Here is a 13,645-nt window from a genome sequence, read left to right on the forward strand (position 1 = left end):
TCCTCAATGCGCCACGCCGAGATAGGCATCGATCACGCGCTGGTCGCCCTTGACCTCGGCCGGCGTCCCGTCGGCGATCTTGCGCCCGTATTCCAGCACCACGACCCGGTCGGAGAGATCCATCACCACGCCCATGTCGTGCTCGATGAGCGCGATGGTGGTGCCGTATTGCTGGTTCACCTCGAGAATGAAGCGCGACATGTCCTCCTTCTCCTCGAGGTTCATGCCGGCCATGGGCTCGTCGAGCAGCAGGAGTTCCGGCTCCATGGCGAGCGCGCGCCCGAGCTCGACCCGCTTCTGGAGGCCATAGGGAAGGCGCCCCACGGGCGTCTTGCGGATGTGCTGGATTTCCAGAAAGTCGATGATCTCCTCCACGAACCTGCGATGCGCGACCTCTTCCTTCATGGCCGGGCCATGGCGGAAGAGCTGCCAGAAGAAGTTCGACCTCATCTTGATCGACCGGCCGGCCATGATGTTGTCGAGCGTCGACATGCTCTTGAAGAGGGCCACGTTCTGGAACGTGCGGGCGATGCCGCCGCGGGCCGCCTCGTAGGGGCGCATCTTCGGGCGCCTCACGCCCTTGAAGGTGATGCGGCCTTCCGTCGGGTAGTAGAAGCCGTTGATGCAGTTGAGCATCGAGGTCTTGCCGGCGCCGTTCGGCCCGATGATGGCGCGGATCTCGCTCTTGCGGATGTCGAAGGATACGTCGGTGAGCGCCTTCACGCCGCCGAAGCCCAGCGAGACGTTCTCGACCGCGAGCAGCACGTCGCCCTTGGAGAGAACGGGATGATCGGGCGCTCTCATTCTGCGGCCTCCGGGATCGGCGCGGTGTGTTCGGCCGGATAGAGCGTCATGTCTTTGATCTTCACCCGTGCGGAGATCACGCCCTTGCGCCCATCCTCGAAGGTGACCTCCGTCGAGATGTCGGCCTCGGTAGAGCCGTCGTAGAGGGCCTGGATGAGCGGGGCGTAGCGGTCGGCGATGAAGCCGCGGCGCACCTTCTGCGTGCGGGTGAGCTCGCCGTCGTCGGCATCGAGCTCCTTGTGCAGGATCAGGAAGCGCTTGATCTGCGCGCCGCCCATGCGCGGCTCGGAGGCAAGCGAACGGTTCACCTCGTCCACGTGCTTCTCGATCATCTCGTAGACCCGTGGATGGCCGGCGAGCTCCTGGTAGGAGCCATAAGTCACGCCGTTCCTCTCGGCCCAGTTGCTCACGGCCACGAGGTCGATGTTGATGAAGGCCGCAACATAATCCCGGCCGTCGCCGAAGCAGACCGCCTCCTTGATATTGGGGTAGAACTTCAGCTTGTTCTCGACGTATTTCGGCGGGAAGAGCGCGCCGTCGCGCATCTTGCCCACGTCCTTGGCGCGGTCGATGATCTTGAGGTGGCCGCTCGCATCGAAGAAGCCGGCATCGCCCGAATGCACGAAGCCGTCGGGTGTCTTCGTCTCGGCGGTCTTCTCGTCGTCCTTGTAGTAGCCGACGAAGATGCCGGGAGAGCGGTAGAGCACCTCGCCGTTGTCGGCGATGCGGATCTCGACCTGCGGGGCAGGGCGGCCCACAGTGTCGGCGCGGATCTCGCCGTTCGGCTGCATGGTGATGTAGACGCTGGCTTCCGTCTGGCCGTAGAGCTGCTTCAGGTTCACGCCGATGGAGCGGTAAAAGCGGAAGATCTCCGGCCCGATGGCCTCGCCTGCCGTATAGCCCACCTTCACCCGGGTCATGCCGAAGCGGTTGCGAAGCGGCGCATAGACGAGAATGTTGCCGAGGTTCCAGAGAAAGCGATCCCAGGCGCCGACGCCGGGCTCGCCGTTCAGGATTCTCTCGCCGACCTTGTTGGCGTGGTTGATGAAGTAATGGAACATGCGCCGCTTCAGGGCGCTCGCATCCTCGATGCGCACCATGGTGAGCGTCAGCATGCTCTCGAAGATGCGCGGCGGGGCGAAGACATAGGTGGCGCCGATCTCGCGGCGGTCGTCCGCCACCGTCTCCGGGCTCTCAGGGCAGTTCACGCACAAGCCCGCTAGGAACGCCTGGGCGTAGGAGAAGATGTGGTCGCCGACCCAGGCGATGGGCAGATAGGCCATGATCTCGTCGGTCTCGTCGAGCTTGTCGAACTCGCAGCCGATCTGGGCCGCCGCGATCACCGCATCCGACGTCAGCATCACGCCTTTGGGGCGGCCGGTCGTGCCCGAGGTGTAGAGAATGATCGCGAGGTCCGAGCCCTTCCCGTCCTGCAGGGCGCGCTCGATGCCTTGTGCTTCCTGCGGATCGGCGAGGCGCGCGCGGCCTTCCTCCACGATGGACGTGATCGCATGCAAACGGCTGTGGTCGTAATCCCTCAGGCCCTTCTGCTCGTCGTAGAGCACATGCTCGAGCTGCGGCAGCTGGTCCGACACGGAGAGCAGCTTGTCGACCTGCTCCTGATCCTGAACGGCCGCATGTGTGACTTCTGCATGGGCCAGTACATAGGCCATCTCCTCGGCGACGGAATCCGCATAGACCGGGATCGGGATCGCGCCGAGCCACTGGGCCGCCGCGATGCTCCAGTAGAGATAGGGGCGGTTGTAGCCGATGATCGCGATCTTGCCGCCGCGCTTCAGGCCAAGCGACTGCAGTCCGCTCGCATAGGCCCGCACGATCTCGTGCACCTCGGCCCAGGTCCAGGATTGCCAGATCCCCAGGTCCTTATGCCGAAAAGCCGTGCGGCTGGGGCGCATGCGCGCATTGCGCACAAGCAGTTTTGGAAATGTATCTGCGCGCGCATCTGCTGCCGTCGTCAAAGACGTCAACCTCCCTGGCATCCGCGCGTCTTCCGGCGCGGTATGGCTACGTTCCCTCTTGATGCATGGCCGTACCGGCACATGCACCTGCCGGTCTGATGCCGGCTGCCCGTTCCGGGCTTTGTTGAGGGTATTCTGTCGCGCCCGTCAGGGGAGGGCAAGGGCCAGGACCCGCTACCATGGGCTAATGGCCCATGCAGGCGATTTCCCGCAGCCGCGGGCGGTCTAGAGATTCGGCGCAGGCATTCTAAGCATCGGACCCAAAAGTGGACTTGCACTTTTGGGGCCAAATCCGACGCTTCTTCTTGAATAAAAGCATCGTGTGGACCCAGCGGGCCGCACGATGCTCTAGGGGACGGCCGTGAGAGCCGCCGGCTCGATCTCATCGGCTCTGACGAGGCGCTCGATCCCGACCGTGTTCTTGACCCGGTAGATTGCGTATCCGTCCGCCTTCGACACCAGGCAGACGATGCAGTACGTGCGGTGATCCGCATAGCCCGAGGCGGGCCTGCTGATCCGGACAAGCTGTCCGATATGGAATGCCTCATTCATGGGCGCCTCCACGATCCTCGCTGCAAGGGGAGGGAACTCGAATGCCTGTGGGAGCGCCATGCGCTCCGCCGGACGAGGCTGCCAAGCTTGCTTGTCCGCTCGCTTCCTTCCACGCTTTTGCCGCATCAAGAACGATAGCTGCGGCAAAAGGATGACCATTTCTTCCCTTCGCCCTGCTGCGGCATGATGCCATCCCCGGACCAGAAATGCAGGCGACCTGGGAAGGCTGCTTCCGCTCAGCCCTGCTCGATCGGCATGGTCACCTTGAAATGGGCCCCGGAGGGAGAGTTTTCGCCCGCTTCTACCCGGGCCTGCAGCTGCCGGGCGATGTTCACGATGAGACGCGATCCGAGGCTCTTGCGATGCTTGGAGAAGTCGAAGCCGTCGGGGAGGCCGACCCCCTGATCCGCCACCTCGAGCCGGAGCTCCCCGTCGCTCGCCGAAAGCCGCACGTCGACCGGCCCACCGCCGCCTTCGGGATATGCGTACTTGAACGCGTTGGTGACGATCTCGTTGAGCAGCAAGCCTAGAGAAATCGCCCGATCAGTCGTGATCATGACCGAGTGACCACGGAAGTCGAGCCGGTGCTCCATGGAGGTTTCCTGCAGCTTATGGCAGAGGTCGTTGAGGAAGCCGCAGAGGTCGACGCTCCGGGCGTCGTATTGCCGCCAGAGCCTGTCGTGGATCTGCGCGATGGTCTGGACCCGAGCATAGGCGTCCTCCAGGGCCTGCCTGGCCTCGGGATTGGTGGTGGAGCGCGATTGAAGCCCGAGCAGGCTCGCCACCAGGGCCAGGGAATTCTTGACCCGGTGGCTGACCTCCTGGGTCATCAGCTGGTTCCGTTCCTCTGCCTCGCGCTGCTCGGTCACGTCGGTGTTGGTGCCGAACCAGCGCAGGATCCGCCCAGTGCTGTCACGGATCGGCAGGGCGCGGGAGAGAAACCAGCGGTAGGACCCATCCTGGCCACGCAGTGGAAAGGTATCCTCCCAAGGGTCGCCCGTCTCGAAGGAATGGCGGATGCGCTCCACCACCCGCTCAACATGGTCGGGATGATGCAGGATGCGCCAGCCCCAGCCCTTGATCTCATCGAGGCTCATGCCCGTGTAGTCGAAGATGCGCTGGTTGTACCAGTAGATCGAACCGGAAGCGTCGGCCATCCAAGCGAGCTGCGGGATGGAATTGGCCAGGGTGCGGAAGCTCTCTTCGCTCTCCTGCACGGCCTGCTCGACCCTGACGCGCTCCATGGCGACGCCCAGGATGTTGGCTACGCCCTGCAGAAAGGCGGTGTCGGCCTGGGTGAACTTGTTCTCCTGTGGGCTATCGACCTCGAGCACGCCGAAGGGTCCTTCGCGCCCGCGGATCGGCACGTTGATCGCACGCCGCACGCTATGCTCCACCATGACCTGGGAGGCGCGGAACCGGTCCTCACCCTCGGCGGCGGCGGCGCCGAGGTGGCTGGAGAGCACGGCCTCGCCGGTGCGGAAGGCGTAGCCCGCCGCAGATCCCAGATCGGCGGACACGCGAGCGTGCCCGACCACCCCGGGCCGCCACCCGACGCCGGCGCGCAGGAGAAATTTGTCATCCTCCGGTCGATGCTCGAGCACTTTCGACAGCTCGCTCCCGAGGCCGTTGGCACTGATCCTGCAGGCCTCCTGCAGAAGGGCGTCGAGATCCGCCGCCTGCAGGGCGAAGAGGCCGAAGCCCGCCAGAAACTCCTGCTGCCGGAGTCGGTATGTCAGTTCCTCGGATCGGTTCGCCATAGGGAGGAGTTCGGCTCCTCTGGACGGTGATGGACTGCTGCTCACAAGCCGGACTCATGACATGGTGTGAAAACGCTAACCTGTCGAAACGTGGTCCTACGAAGCTCTGTTCCCGCGCTTTGGCCTCAGGCACATGGCTGCCCCTCGCGAAACGCCAGGAACAGCCGTCGACATGGCGAATTGACTCGATCTGTAGCCTTTGCCCTGCAACCGAGGAGGTCGGGATGTTGAATGGCTTGCGTGTTCTCGTGGTCGAGGACGATCCTTCTGTCGCAACCGACATCAGCGACCTGATCGAGCGGGCCGAGGGGGAGGTGATCGGTCCTGTGGGATCGCTTCGCGAGGCCCGTCAGACCGTCAAGGCCGATCAGGCCATCGACGCGGCGGTGCTCGACGTCAGTCTGGGCGATGGGGACGTCACGCCCGTGCTGGAATCCCTGCGGGCCCGCAACGTGGGCGTCGTCGTCTATACCGGAAGCGCCGGGCTGCCTTCGGGAGTGGGCGAGCGCCACCCCGACATCGCCGTGCTGCAGAAGCCGGTTCAGCCCGGCCGTCTCGTGGGCGAGATTCAGCGTGCGTGTCGGAGCCCGAACACGTGAGACACCGCACCGTCAGCGCATGGCGATGGTGTGGAAGAAGCTGCCCGTCACGAGCCCCCGGCGGTGGCCCGCATGGCCGAGGTCGTTGCCCTCCGCATCCGCGATCCTGGCGAAGGCGGCTTCCGCCGACGTGTCGCACCGGGTGACGGAGGCATAGTGGAACTCGTGGCCGACGAGACGGGCGCCCGCCGATCCGAGCACGCCGTCATGGAGCAGGTCCGCCACCCGGTAGCCGAGATGCATCCTGCGCTTGGCATAGCTCGTCTCGACCGGCAGGAGGCCCGCCATGGCATGAGCATGGCCATCGCCATCCTCCAGGGACTCCCCTAAGACCATGTAGCCGCCGCATTCCCCGTGAACCGGCTGCCGCGCGGCAAAGCTGCGCAATCCGTCGATGAAGAGGCTGGCGTTCGCGATGCGCCCGGCGTGAAGCTCGGGATAGCCTCCGGGCAGCCAGCAGGCATCGCAGTCCGGCCGCGGAGCCTCGTCGGCGAGAGGCGAGAAGGGAACGATCTCGGCCCCCGCCTTGCGCCAGCCGACGAGCACATGCGGATAGACGAAGGAGAAGGCTTGGTCGGATGCCAGCGCGATGCGCTGGCCCGGGGGTGGCAGGGGGATCACGTCACTAGGGCTGCCAAGCTGCGTCGGGCGGGCGAGGGATGCGAGCCGGTCGAGATCGACGGCGCCTTCCACCGCATCGGCCAGGCGCTTCAGCCGCGCGTCGAGCTCTTCCGTTTCGCCCGCCTGGACGAGACCGAGATGGCGCTCCGGCAAGGCGAGGTCCGCGTTGCGCATGAGGGCGCCGAGAACGGGCAGGCCGATGCGGGCCATGCCGTCCTCCACCAGCCTGCGGTGCCTCTCGCTCGCGACCTTGTTCAGCACCACGCCGGCGATGGTGAGGCGCGGGTCGAAGCGGGCGCAGCCGAGCGCGACGGCGGCGGCCGATTGTGCGTGGCCTGAGACGTCCAGCACAAGGATCACCGGCCAGCCGAGCAGGGCCGCGATGTCGGCGCTCGCACCCGTGCGGCCGATCTCCTGCCGGATGCCGTCGAAGAGACCCATCGAGCCTTCGGCGATCACGAGATCGGCGTTGCCGGCAGCCTGCGAGGCGATGGATCCGAGCAGCGGCCCACCCATGGCGAAGCTGTCGAGGTTGAAGCTCGGGGCGCCCGTGGCGGCCTCATGAAAAGCCGGATCGATGTAATCGGGGCCGCATTTCACGCCGCGCACCTTGAGGCCCCGGCGGGCGAGCGCCCGCTGAAGCCCGAGCACGACGGTCGTCTTGCCCGACCCAGAGCGGGGTGCGGCGATGAGGAGGCCGGGGCCGAGGCTCACTGGGCGGCCTCGCTGCCGAACTCGAGGAGGTGATTGGCGATGGCCGAGCGGAAGGCCGCGATCGCTCCAATCGCCACGATGGCGGGCGAGCGGATCAGCCCATCCTCGGCAAGCTTCGGCAGCGTTGCCAGGGTTCCCTCTACGACGCTCTCCTTGGCGGTCGTCGCGCCATGGACCACGAGCGCCGGCGTGTCGCCAGGCAAACCACCCTCCATGAGGCCATGCACGATGGAGGGAAGGTTCGACACCGCCATGTAGAGCACGATGGGCGCGCCCGTGCGGGCAAGCGAGGCCCACTCGATCTCCGCATCAGGAGCCGGATGGCCGGTGGCGAGGATCACCGCATGGTTGGTCTTGCGCATGGTTGCCGGCACGCCATGGATGGCAAGCGAGGCAAGCCCGCTCGATACGCCGGGAATGATGCGGAAGGGAATGCCGGCCTCGGACAGGGCGAGCGCTTCCTCGCCGCCGCGCCCGAAGATGAACGGGTCGCCGCCTTTGAGCCGCAGCACGCGCTTGCCCTCGCGGGCGAGCCCGATCAGCCGCTCGCAGATGTCCCGCTGAACCGCCGAGGGCTTGCCGCCGCGCTTGCCGGCGAATTCCAGGGCAGCGCCTTCGCGGGCGAAGGACAGGACGGCCGGATCGACGAGGGCGTCGTAGACGATGACATCCGCCTTTGCGAGGGCATTCAGGGCATGGATCGTGAGCAGGCCGGGATCGCCCGGGCCTGCGCCGACGAGCCAGACCGTGCCGGGCGCAAACGGCGGCGTGAGGCGGGAGAGGGCGGTCATGCGGGTCTCCCACGGTGACCGGCCGTCTCGGGATGGCTGTTGGAATTCATGGGGACGTTGTAAGAGGGCTTATGGACGAGAGCAAACCCGCCGGAACCTTGCGCCGTGGCTGGACCACGGGCGCCTGCGCCACGGCGGCGGCCAAGGCTGCATATCTGGGATGGCAGACGGGCGATTGTCCCGATCCCATCGAGATCGTGCTGCCGGGTGGCGCGCGGCCCGCCTTCTCCCTGGCGCTCAGCGAACCCGTCGAGGGCGGCATGCGGGTCGGCATCGTGAAGGATGCGGGCGACGATCCGGACGTGACCCACGGCGCGCTTGTGATCGCGACCGTCCGGGCCGGCCAGCCTGGTTCCGGCGTGACGTTCCGGGCCGGCGAGGGCGTCGGCACCGTCACCCGCGCGGGCCTGCCCCTGCCGCCGGGCGATCCCGCCATCAATCCGGCGCCGCGCCAGATGATCCGCGACAATCTGGAGGAGGCGGCGCGCAGCGTCAGTGGGCCCACGGACATCGAGGTCGAGATCTCCATTCCCGGCGGCGAGGTCATCGCGCAGAAAACGCTCAACCCCCGCCTCGGCATCCTCGGTGGTCTGTCGATTCTCGGCACTACCGGCGTGGTGGTGCCTTACTCCTGTGCCGCCTGGATCCACAGCATCTATCGCGGCATCGATGTCGCCCGCGCGGGTGGGCTCGACCATGTGGCGGGCGCCACCGGCTCGACCTCCGAGAAGGCCGTGCAGGCGCTCTACAACCTGCCGGACCATGCGCTCATCGACATGGGCGATTTCGCGGGCGGCATGCTGAAATACCTGCGCCGCAACCCGGTGCCGAAGGTCACCATTGCCGGCGGCTTCGCCAAGATGACCAAGCTCGGACAGGGCCTGCTCGACCTGCATTCGCGCTCCGGCGCGGTCGATCTCGCATGGTTGTCCGAGCGCCTGCTCGAAGCCGGTGCCGAGCCTGCCATCGCGGAGCAGGTGCATGGCGCCAACACCGCGCTCGAGGTGCTGGAAACAGCCAGGAGCCTCGGCCTTCCGCTGGCCGATGTGGTGGCGCAGCATGCGTGGCAGACGGCCGCCAAGGCTCTGCGCGGTACCGAGATTGCGCTTGAGATCGTGGTGTTCGACCGCGACGGCCAGCTCGTCGGCCGCATGCCGTTCCACCCGGTCGCCTGACGCTGCGGGTCTCATGAGTTGTCCTCACGGGCGCCGGGCCTGAAGCGTCGGTCGTAACCGGTCGAATAGAGTGCGCTGTCGCGGAAATCCTTTGCATCCAGCGTACGCCCCACCAGGATCAGCGCCGTGCGCTCCAGTTTCTCGGCGCGCACCATGGTGGCAATCGTGGACAGCGTGCCCTTGATCACCCTCTCATCCGGCCAGGAAGCGCGCCAGACCACCGCCGCCGGGCAGTCGGCGCCGTAAGTCGGCGTCAGCTCTTCAACCACCTGCTCGATCACGTGAATCGACAGGTGAATGGCGAGCGTCGCCTTCGTCTGCGCGAAAGTCGACAGCCGTTCCGTCTCCGGCATCGCGGAGGCGCGGCCTGAGGTGCGCGTGAGCACCACCGACTGCCCGACCTCCGGCACCGTCAGCTCGCGACCGATGGCGGCGGCGGCGGCGGCGAAGGCGGGAACGCCCGGCGTGATCGTGTAGGGGATGCCAAGCGCATCGAGCCGCCGCAGCTGCTCGCCCATGGCGCTCCAGATCGAGAGATCGCCGGAATGCAGCCGCGCCACGTCCTCAGCCTTCTCATGCGCCCGCACGTATTCGGTCGTGATGGCGTCGAGATCGAGAGGCGCCGTGTCCACGAGCCGCGCGCCCGCCGGGCACCAGGAGAGGATCTCCGGCGGCACAATGGAGCCCGCATAGAGGCAGACCGGGCAGCGCTCGATGAGCGTCCGCCCGCGCACGGTGATGAGATCGGGGGCGCCAGGGCCCGCTCCGATGAAATGGACGGTCATGAGCCTGTCTCCGAACGGGCCAGCGCGCAGGTGGCGGAGGCCGAGGCGATGCGCTCCAGGATGAGCTGCCCGTGAGGCCCTGCGGCCGCGAGTGCAGACGCTTCTGCGACCGATCCGACACCGTGAGCCGCGATGGAGCGCGCCGATTGCGTGCGCAGGCGGGGCGCCGTTTCCGAGAGATCGGCCTGCGCCACCGGTGTCGCCACGGCATTGAGCCTGCGGGCAGCCTCCGTGAAGGCCGGCAGGGCGGCGAGCGCCTCGATGGTCGCAAGCCGGCTCAAGGCATTGCGCCCGAGCGATGCATGCTCCAGAGCCTGCTCGACCAGCGCCACGATCTCGTCGGCTTCGACGCCATGCCTGAATCCCACGCCGGCCACGATCATGGCTTTGTCACCACCCATTGCGTGACCGGCATCGCCGCCCGCCAGCCATGCATGCCGCCGACGGCCTCCAGACGCGAGAGCGCCAGGCGCCGCATGCTGCCGCCGTGTTTCGCGTAGAGCGCACCGAGCAGCGTCTCGGTCTCCAGCGTCACCGCGTTGACGACGAGGCGCCCGCCGGGCTTCAGCGCTGTCCAGGCGGCGTCGAACACGCCGGGCTCGGACGCACCGCCGCCGATGAAGACCGCATCCGGCGCCGGCAGGTCGGCCAGGGCGTCAGGCGCCTGCCCGATGCGGATATCGAGCGCCGTCGCGCCGAGTTCCTGCGCATTGCGCCGCGCCCGCTCGGCGCGCTCCGGCCGCTCCTCGATGCCGATGCAGCGGTTGCGCGGATGGCGCAGGCACCATTCGATGCCCACGGAACCGGCTCCCAGGCCGATATCCCACAGGAGCTCGCCGGCCTTCGGCGCGAGGGCGGCCAGGGTGAGCGCGCGCATCTCCGCCTTGGTGAGCTGGCCGTCGTTCTCGAACCACGCATCCGGCAGTCCGGACGCCAGGGTGACGATGCGCGCATCGGTGGCGGCCACGACCTCGACGGCAATCGTGTTGAGCGGGTCGATGTCCGTGATGCCGAATGTGCTGGCGGCTGCATGGCGAACCCGCTCACGCGGGCCGCCCATGGCCTCCAGCACCGTGACCGTCGAGGCGCCCATGCCGCGCGCCTTCAGCAGTTCCGCGAGCTGCTCCGGCGTCGATCCGTCCCACGACAGGGCGAGGATGCGTGCGCCCGGCTGCAGATGGGGAACGATCCGCTCCAGCGCCCGCCCATGCAGGCTCACGCAGTCGCAATCCGGCAGCGACCATCCCATGCGCGCCGCCGCGAGACTGAAGGCGGAGGGCTGCGGGTGGCAGACGATCTCGTCCGCGGGAACGAGACGGGCCAGTTCGGCCCCAACGCCGTAATGGAACGGATCGCCCGTCGCGAGCACGCAGGTCGGCTGCCCCCGGCGCGCCAGGATCATCGGGTAGCCCTCGGCGAAGGGGGAAGGCCAGGTCTGAGCCTGCATGGACAAAGGCGCCGCAAGCTCAAGATGCCGTGCACCGCCGATGACGAACTCCGCCCGGTCGAGCGCCGCCAGGGACGCGGGGGAGAGCCCCGCGCGCCCGTCCTCGCCGATGCCGATAATGGTGAGCCAGGGCGCCTTCGTCATGCTCGACTCCGCCTCAGATTTCGGGGAAAAGGGGCGCATGCGCATTCTCCTTCTGGGCGGCACGACGGAAGCCTCCGCGCTCGCGCGGCGTCTCGCCGGCCGATCCGCGTTCAGCCCGCTCCTGTCCATGGCCGGCCGCACCAGCGACCCGCTTCCCCTGCCGATCCCCACCCGCATCGGCGGCTTCGGCGGCGTGGAGGGACTTGCGCGCTTTCTCCGTGAGGAGCGGATCGAGGCGGTTGTCGACGCCACCCATCCCTTCGCCGCCGTGATGTCGCGCAACGTTGCGAAAGCCTGCGCGCAGGCGCACGTTCCGCTGCTCGCCCTGCGCCGTCCGCCCTGGTCCCCGCAGGAAGGCGACCGCTGGATGGACGTTGCTTCGATGCAGGACGCTGTCCGGGCGTTGGGCGAGGAGCCGCGTCGCGTCTTCCTGACTGTCGGCCGTCTCGAACTCCCGCCCTTCGCAGCCGCGCCGCAGCACACCTATCTCGTGCGCACCATCGAACCCATCGGGGATGCGCTGCCCGTGCCGAACGTCATGGCGATCCAGGACCGTGCCCCTTTCACCGAAACCGCCGAGCGGGTGCTGATGGAGCGCGAGCGCGTCGATGTGGTGGTGACAAAAAATTCCGGCGGGGCCGCCACCTATCCGAAGATCGCGGCGGCGCGTGCGCTCGGGCTGCCCGTCATCGTCGTGGCGCGGCCGGAGAAGCCGTGCGGCGTCGAGGAGGTGGCCACCGTGGACGCCGCCCTGGAATGGCTCGAGCGCCGTCACGGGCGCACTCCATAAAAGCGCGGCGTGTAGACGTAGGGCGCCTTGCCGTCCGGCCGCTCTATGAGCTTGGTGGTGCTGGCGCCGATGATCACCATTGTGGACATATCCGCCATCGCCGCCTCAACCTGCGAGAGCGGTAGAATCCCAATCCGCTCGTCCGGCCGCATCACGGCTCGTGCCAGGATGATCGGGGTGTCGGGACCGCGGGTTTCCGCCACGATCTTGAACGCTGCACCGAGCTGCCAGGGCCGGGCCGACGAGATCGGGTTGTAGAGCGCCACCACGAAGTCTGCTGCGAGCGCCGCGCGAAGCCGCGCCTCGACCACCTCCCACGGCTTCAGATTGTCCGACAGCGACATGGCGCAGAAATCGCCGCCGAGCGGCGCGCCGACACGCGCCGCCGCCGCGAGCATAGCCGTGATGCCGGGCTCGACGTGAATGTCGAGGCTGCGCCATGCGGGATCGCCGTTCTCGACCGCCTCGAACACAGCCGCCGCCATGGCGAACACGCCGGGATCCCCGCCCGACACCACGGCCACATGTGCTCCGTTCATCGCAAGATCGAGCGCGAAGCGCGCCCGGTCGAGTTCGACGCGGTTGTCGGACGCGTGGCGGTGCTGACCCGGCCGCTCCGGCACGCGATCCACATAGGGCCCGTAGCCGACGAGGTCGGTGGCGGAGGCGAGCGCCTCCGATGCGGCGGGCGTCAGATAACGCGGCTCGCCGGGGCCGAGGCCGACGATGGTGACGAGGCCCGTCATACGCGCCTCCCTTGTCCCGGCACGATGATGAGCGAGAAATACGGCGCGTCGAAATCATCCGGCAGAACGGGCAGAGGGATGATCCTTTCCTCCGCCATGGTGGCGCGCTCCACGTAGATGGCGCGCTCCAGAAGCCCGGCTGACTTGAGTGCTGCACGCACCTTCGGCAGATTGCGTCCGAGCTTCATCACCACAGCGGCATCGGTGCTCGAAAGACGCCGCATCAGCTCCGCTTCCGGCAGCGTTCCCGGCACCACGGTGAGCACGTCGTCGCCCCAGGTGATCGGCGCGCCGGCGCGGGTCCAGGCGCCCGACATGCCGGACACGGCCGGCACGACCTCGGTCGGCACCTTGTCCTTCAGCCGCCACCAGAGATGCATGAACGAGCCGTAGAAGAAGGGATCGCCCTCGCAGAGAACCGCCACTGTGCGGCCCGCCTCGATCTCGGCCAGAAGCTGCGCGGTCGCTTCCTCGTAGAACGGGTTGAGAGCCGCCGCGTAATCCGGGTGATCGGCGGGAATCTCCGTGGTTACCGGATACACGAGGGCGATCTCCCGCTCAGGGTTTTCACCGACAATCGCATCCGCGATGGTGCGTGCATTGCCGCGCCGCCCGCGCTTGCAGAAATGGACGAGCCGGTCGGCGCTCTCCAGCACCCGGCGAGCGCGCACGGTCATGTAGTCGGGGTTTCCCGGGCCTAGGCCCAGACCGAAGAAGCGGATGGTGTCGCTCATGGCC

14 protein-coding genes are annotated in these 13,645 nt (G+C 67.4%); 3 read left to right on the forward strand and 11 right to left on the reverse strand.

Translation table 11 applies throughout. The features are described 5' to 3' along the window. Positions 1 to 3: 3 nt before the first annotated feature. The 4 genes from JAO75_RS08020 to JAO75_RS08035 all read right to left on the reverse strand — a co-directional run bounded on the left by JAO75_RS08020 (position 4) and on the right by JAO75_RS08035 (position 5,095). Positions 4 to 804 carry an ABC transporter ATP-binding protein gene (locus tag JAO75_RS08020; protein WP_199048153.1) on the reverse strand — a complete coding sequence of 267 codons (801 nt, stop codon included), beginning with the start codon at positions 802 to 804 and terminating at the stop codon, positions 4 to 6. Further along, positions 801 to 2,804, reverse strand: coding sequence for an AMP-dependent synthetase/ligase (locus tag JAO75_RS08025; protein ID WP_199048155.1), 2,004 nt, complete (start codon positions 2,802 to 2,804; stop codon positions 801 to 803). The genes JAO75_RS08020 and JAO75_RS08025 overlap by 4 nt, the downstream gene beginning before the upstream one ends. Positions 2,805 to 3,131: 327 nt before the next feature. Next, on the reverse strand, positions 3,132 to 3,335 hold the full coding sequence (locus tag JAO75_RS08030) for a hypothetical protein (RefSeq protein WP_199048157.1): 204 nt from the start codon (positions 3,333 to 3,335) through the stop codon (positions 3,132 to 3,134). Between the two features lie 236 nt (positions 3,336 to 3,571). Further along, positions 3,572 to 5,095: a sensor histidine kinase gene (locus JAO75_RS08035; protein WP_199048159.1), complete on the reverse strand. Its 1,524-nt coding sequence runs from the start codon at positions 5,093 to 5,095 to the stop codon at positions 3,572 to 3,574. 224 nt (positions 5,096 to 5,319) lie between these two features. Between JAO75_RS08035 and JAO75_RS08040 the strand changes: the two genes are divergently transcribed. Then, positions 5,320 to 5,694 (forward strand): response regulator, encoded by a 375-nt coding sequence (locus tag JAO75_RS08040; protein WP_199048161.1) that lies wholly within the window; start codon positions 5,320 to 5,322, stop codon positions 5,692 to 5,694. Positions 5,695 to 5,706: 12 nt separating this feature from the next. On the opposite strand, the gene JAO75_RS08045 is transcribed toward JAO75_RS08040, so the two are convergent. Beyond that, positions 5,707 to 7,029 (reverse strand): cobyrinic acid a,c-diamide synthase CobB, encoded by a 1,323-nt coding sequence (locus tag JAO75_RS08045; protein ID WP_199048163.1) that lies wholly within the window; start codon positions 7,027 to 7,029, stop codon positions 5,707 to 5,709. Then, positions 7,026 to 7,820: a uroporphyrinogen-III C-methyltransferase gene (gene cobA, locus JAO75_RS08050; protein ID WP_199048165.1), complete on the reverse strand. Its 795-nt coding sequence runs from the start codon at positions 7,818 to 7,820 to the stop codon at positions 7,026 to 7,028. Before cobA ends, JAO75_RS08045 begins: the two co-directional genes overlap by 4 nt. Positions 7,821 to 7,891: 71 nt before the next feature. Here cobA and JAO75_RS08055 point away from each other — a divergent pair, with 71 nt between their 5' ends. Then, positions 7,892 to 8,995 (forward strand): cobalt-precorrin-5B (C(1))-methyltransferase, encoded by a 1,104-nt coding sequence (locus JAO75_RS08055; protein ID WP_199048167.1) that lies wholly within the window; start codon positions 7,892 to 7,894, stop codon positions 8,993 to 8,995. Positions 8,996 to 9,006: 11 nt separating this feature from the next. Here the strand turns inward: JAO75_RS08055 and cobM are convergent, their stop codons facing one another. From cobM to cbiE, 3 genes are read right to left on the reverse strand one after another with little or no spacing between them, the layout of a single operon-like run. Then, positions 9,007 to 9,780 (reverse strand): precorrin-4 C(11)-methyltransferase, encoded by a 774-nt coding sequence (gene cobM / locus JAO75_RS08060; protein ID WP_199048169.1) that lies wholly within the window; start codon positions 9,778 to 9,780, stop codon positions 9,007 to 9,009. Then, entirely contained in the window at positions 9,777 to 10,163 is a 387-nt protein-coding gene (locus JAO75_RS08065; RefSeq protein WP_210340203.1) for a cobalamin biosynthesis protein, read from the reverse strand. The genes cobM and JAO75_RS08065 overlap by 4 nt, the downstream gene beginning before the upstream one ends. Continuing rightward, complete coding sequence (gene cbiE / locus JAO75_RS08070; RefSeq protein ID WP_425523167.1) at positions 10,160 to 11,410, reverse strand: precorrin-6y C5,15-methyltransferase (decarboxylating) subunit CbiE; 1,251 nt, start codon at positions 11,408 to 11,410, stop codon at positions 10,160 to 10,162. Before cbiE ends, JAO75_RS08065 begins: the two co-directional genes overlap by 4 nt. On the opposite strand from cbiE, the gene JAO75_RS08075 reads away from it, so the two are divergent. Continuing rightward, complete coding sequence (locus JAO75_RS08075) at positions 11,409 to 12,161, forward strand: cobalt-precorrin-6A reductase (RefSeq protein WP_199048175.1); 753 nt, start codon at positions 11,409 to 11,411, stop codon at positions 12,159 to 12,161. The two genes, cbiE and JAO75_RS08075, sit on opposite strands and share 2 nt — an antisense overlap. Here the strand turns inward: JAO75_RS08075 and cobJ are convergent. Both cobJ and JAO75_RS08085 read right to left on the reverse strand, forming a co-directional pair. After that, on the reverse strand, positions 12,143 to 12,907 hold the full coding sequence (gene cobJ, locus JAO75_RS08080) for a precorrin-3B C(17)-methyltransferase (protein WP_199048177.1): 765 nt from the start codon (positions 12,905 to 12,907) through the stop codon (positions 12,143 to 12,145). The two genes, JAO75_RS08075 and cobJ, sit on opposite strands and share 19 nt — an antisense overlap. After that, the gene (locus tag JAO75_RS08085) at positions 12,904 to 13,641 is read right to left on the reverse strand and encodes a precorrin-2 C(20)-methyltransferase (RefSeq protein WP_199048179.1); all 738 of its coding nucleotides are present in this window, start codon (positions 13,639 to 13,641) and stop codon (positions 12,904 to 12,906) included. Before JAO75_RS08085 ends, cobJ begins: the two co-directional genes overlap by 4 nt. Between the last annotated feature and the right edge of the window lie 4 nt (positions 13,642 to 13,645).

This window comes from Microvirga splendida (assembly GCF_016427565.1).
Classification (GTDB): domain Bacteria; phylum Pseudomonadota; class Alphaproteobacteria; order Rhizobiales; family Beijerinckiaceae; genus Microvirga; species Microvirga splendida.

Excerpts from the sequence above, each read along its gene's own strand:
- JAO75_RS08020 (WP_199048153.1), bottom strand. The coding sequence starts at position 804 with ATGAGAGCGCCCGATCATCCCGTTCTCTCCAAGGGCGACGTGCTGCTC.
- JAO75_RS08025 (WP_199048155.1), bottom strand. The coding sequence starts at position 2,804 with ATGCCAGGGAGGTTGACGTCTTTGACGACGGCAGCAGATGCGCGCGCA.
- JAO75_RS08030 (WP_199048157.1), bottom strand. The coding sequence starts at position 3,335 with ATGAATGAGGCATTCCATATCGGACAGCTTGTCCGGATCAGCAGGCCC.
- JAO75_RS08035 (WP_199048159.1), bottom strand. The coding sequence starts at position 5,095 with ATGGCGAACCGATCCGAGGAACTGACATACCGACTCCGGCAGCAGGAG.
- JAO75_RS08040 (WP_199048161.1), top strand. The coding sequence starts at position 5,320 with ATGTTGAATGGCTTGCGTGTTCTCGTGGTCGAGGACGATCCTTCTGTC.
- cobA (WP_199048165.1), bottom strand. The coding sequence starts at position 7,820 with ATGACCGCCCTCTCCCGCCTCACGCCGCCGTTTGCGCCCGGCACGGTC.
- JAO75_RS08055 (WP_199048167.1), top strand. The coding sequence starts at position 7,892 with ATGGACGAGAGCAAACCCGCCGGAACCTTGCGCCGTGGCTGGACCACG.
- cobM (WP_199048169.1), bottom strand. The coding sequence starts at position 9,780 with ATGACCGTCCATTTCATCGGAGCGGGCCCTGGCGCCCCCGATCTCATC.
- JAO75_RS08065 (WP_210340203.1), bottom strand. The coding sequence starts at position 10,163 with ATGATCGTGGCCGGCGTGGGATTCAGGCATGGCGTCGAAGCCGACGAG.
- JAO75_RS08075 (WP_199048175.1), top strand. The coding sequence starts at position 11,409 with ATGCGCATTCTCCTTCTGGGCGGCACGACGGAAGCCTCCGCGCTCGCG.
- cbiE (WP_425523167.1), bottom strand. The coding sequence starts at position 11,410 with ATGCGCCCCTTTTCCCCGAAATCTGAGGCGGAGTCGAGCATGACGAAG.
- cobJ (WP_199048177.1), bottom strand. The coding sequence starts at position 12,907 with ATGACGGGCCTCGTCACCATCGTCGGCCTCGGCCCCGGCGAGCCGCGT.
- JAO75_RS08085 (WP_199048179.1), bottom strand. The coding sequence starts at position 13,641 with ATGAGCGACACCATCCGCTTCTTCGGTCTGGGCCTAGGCCCGGGAAAC.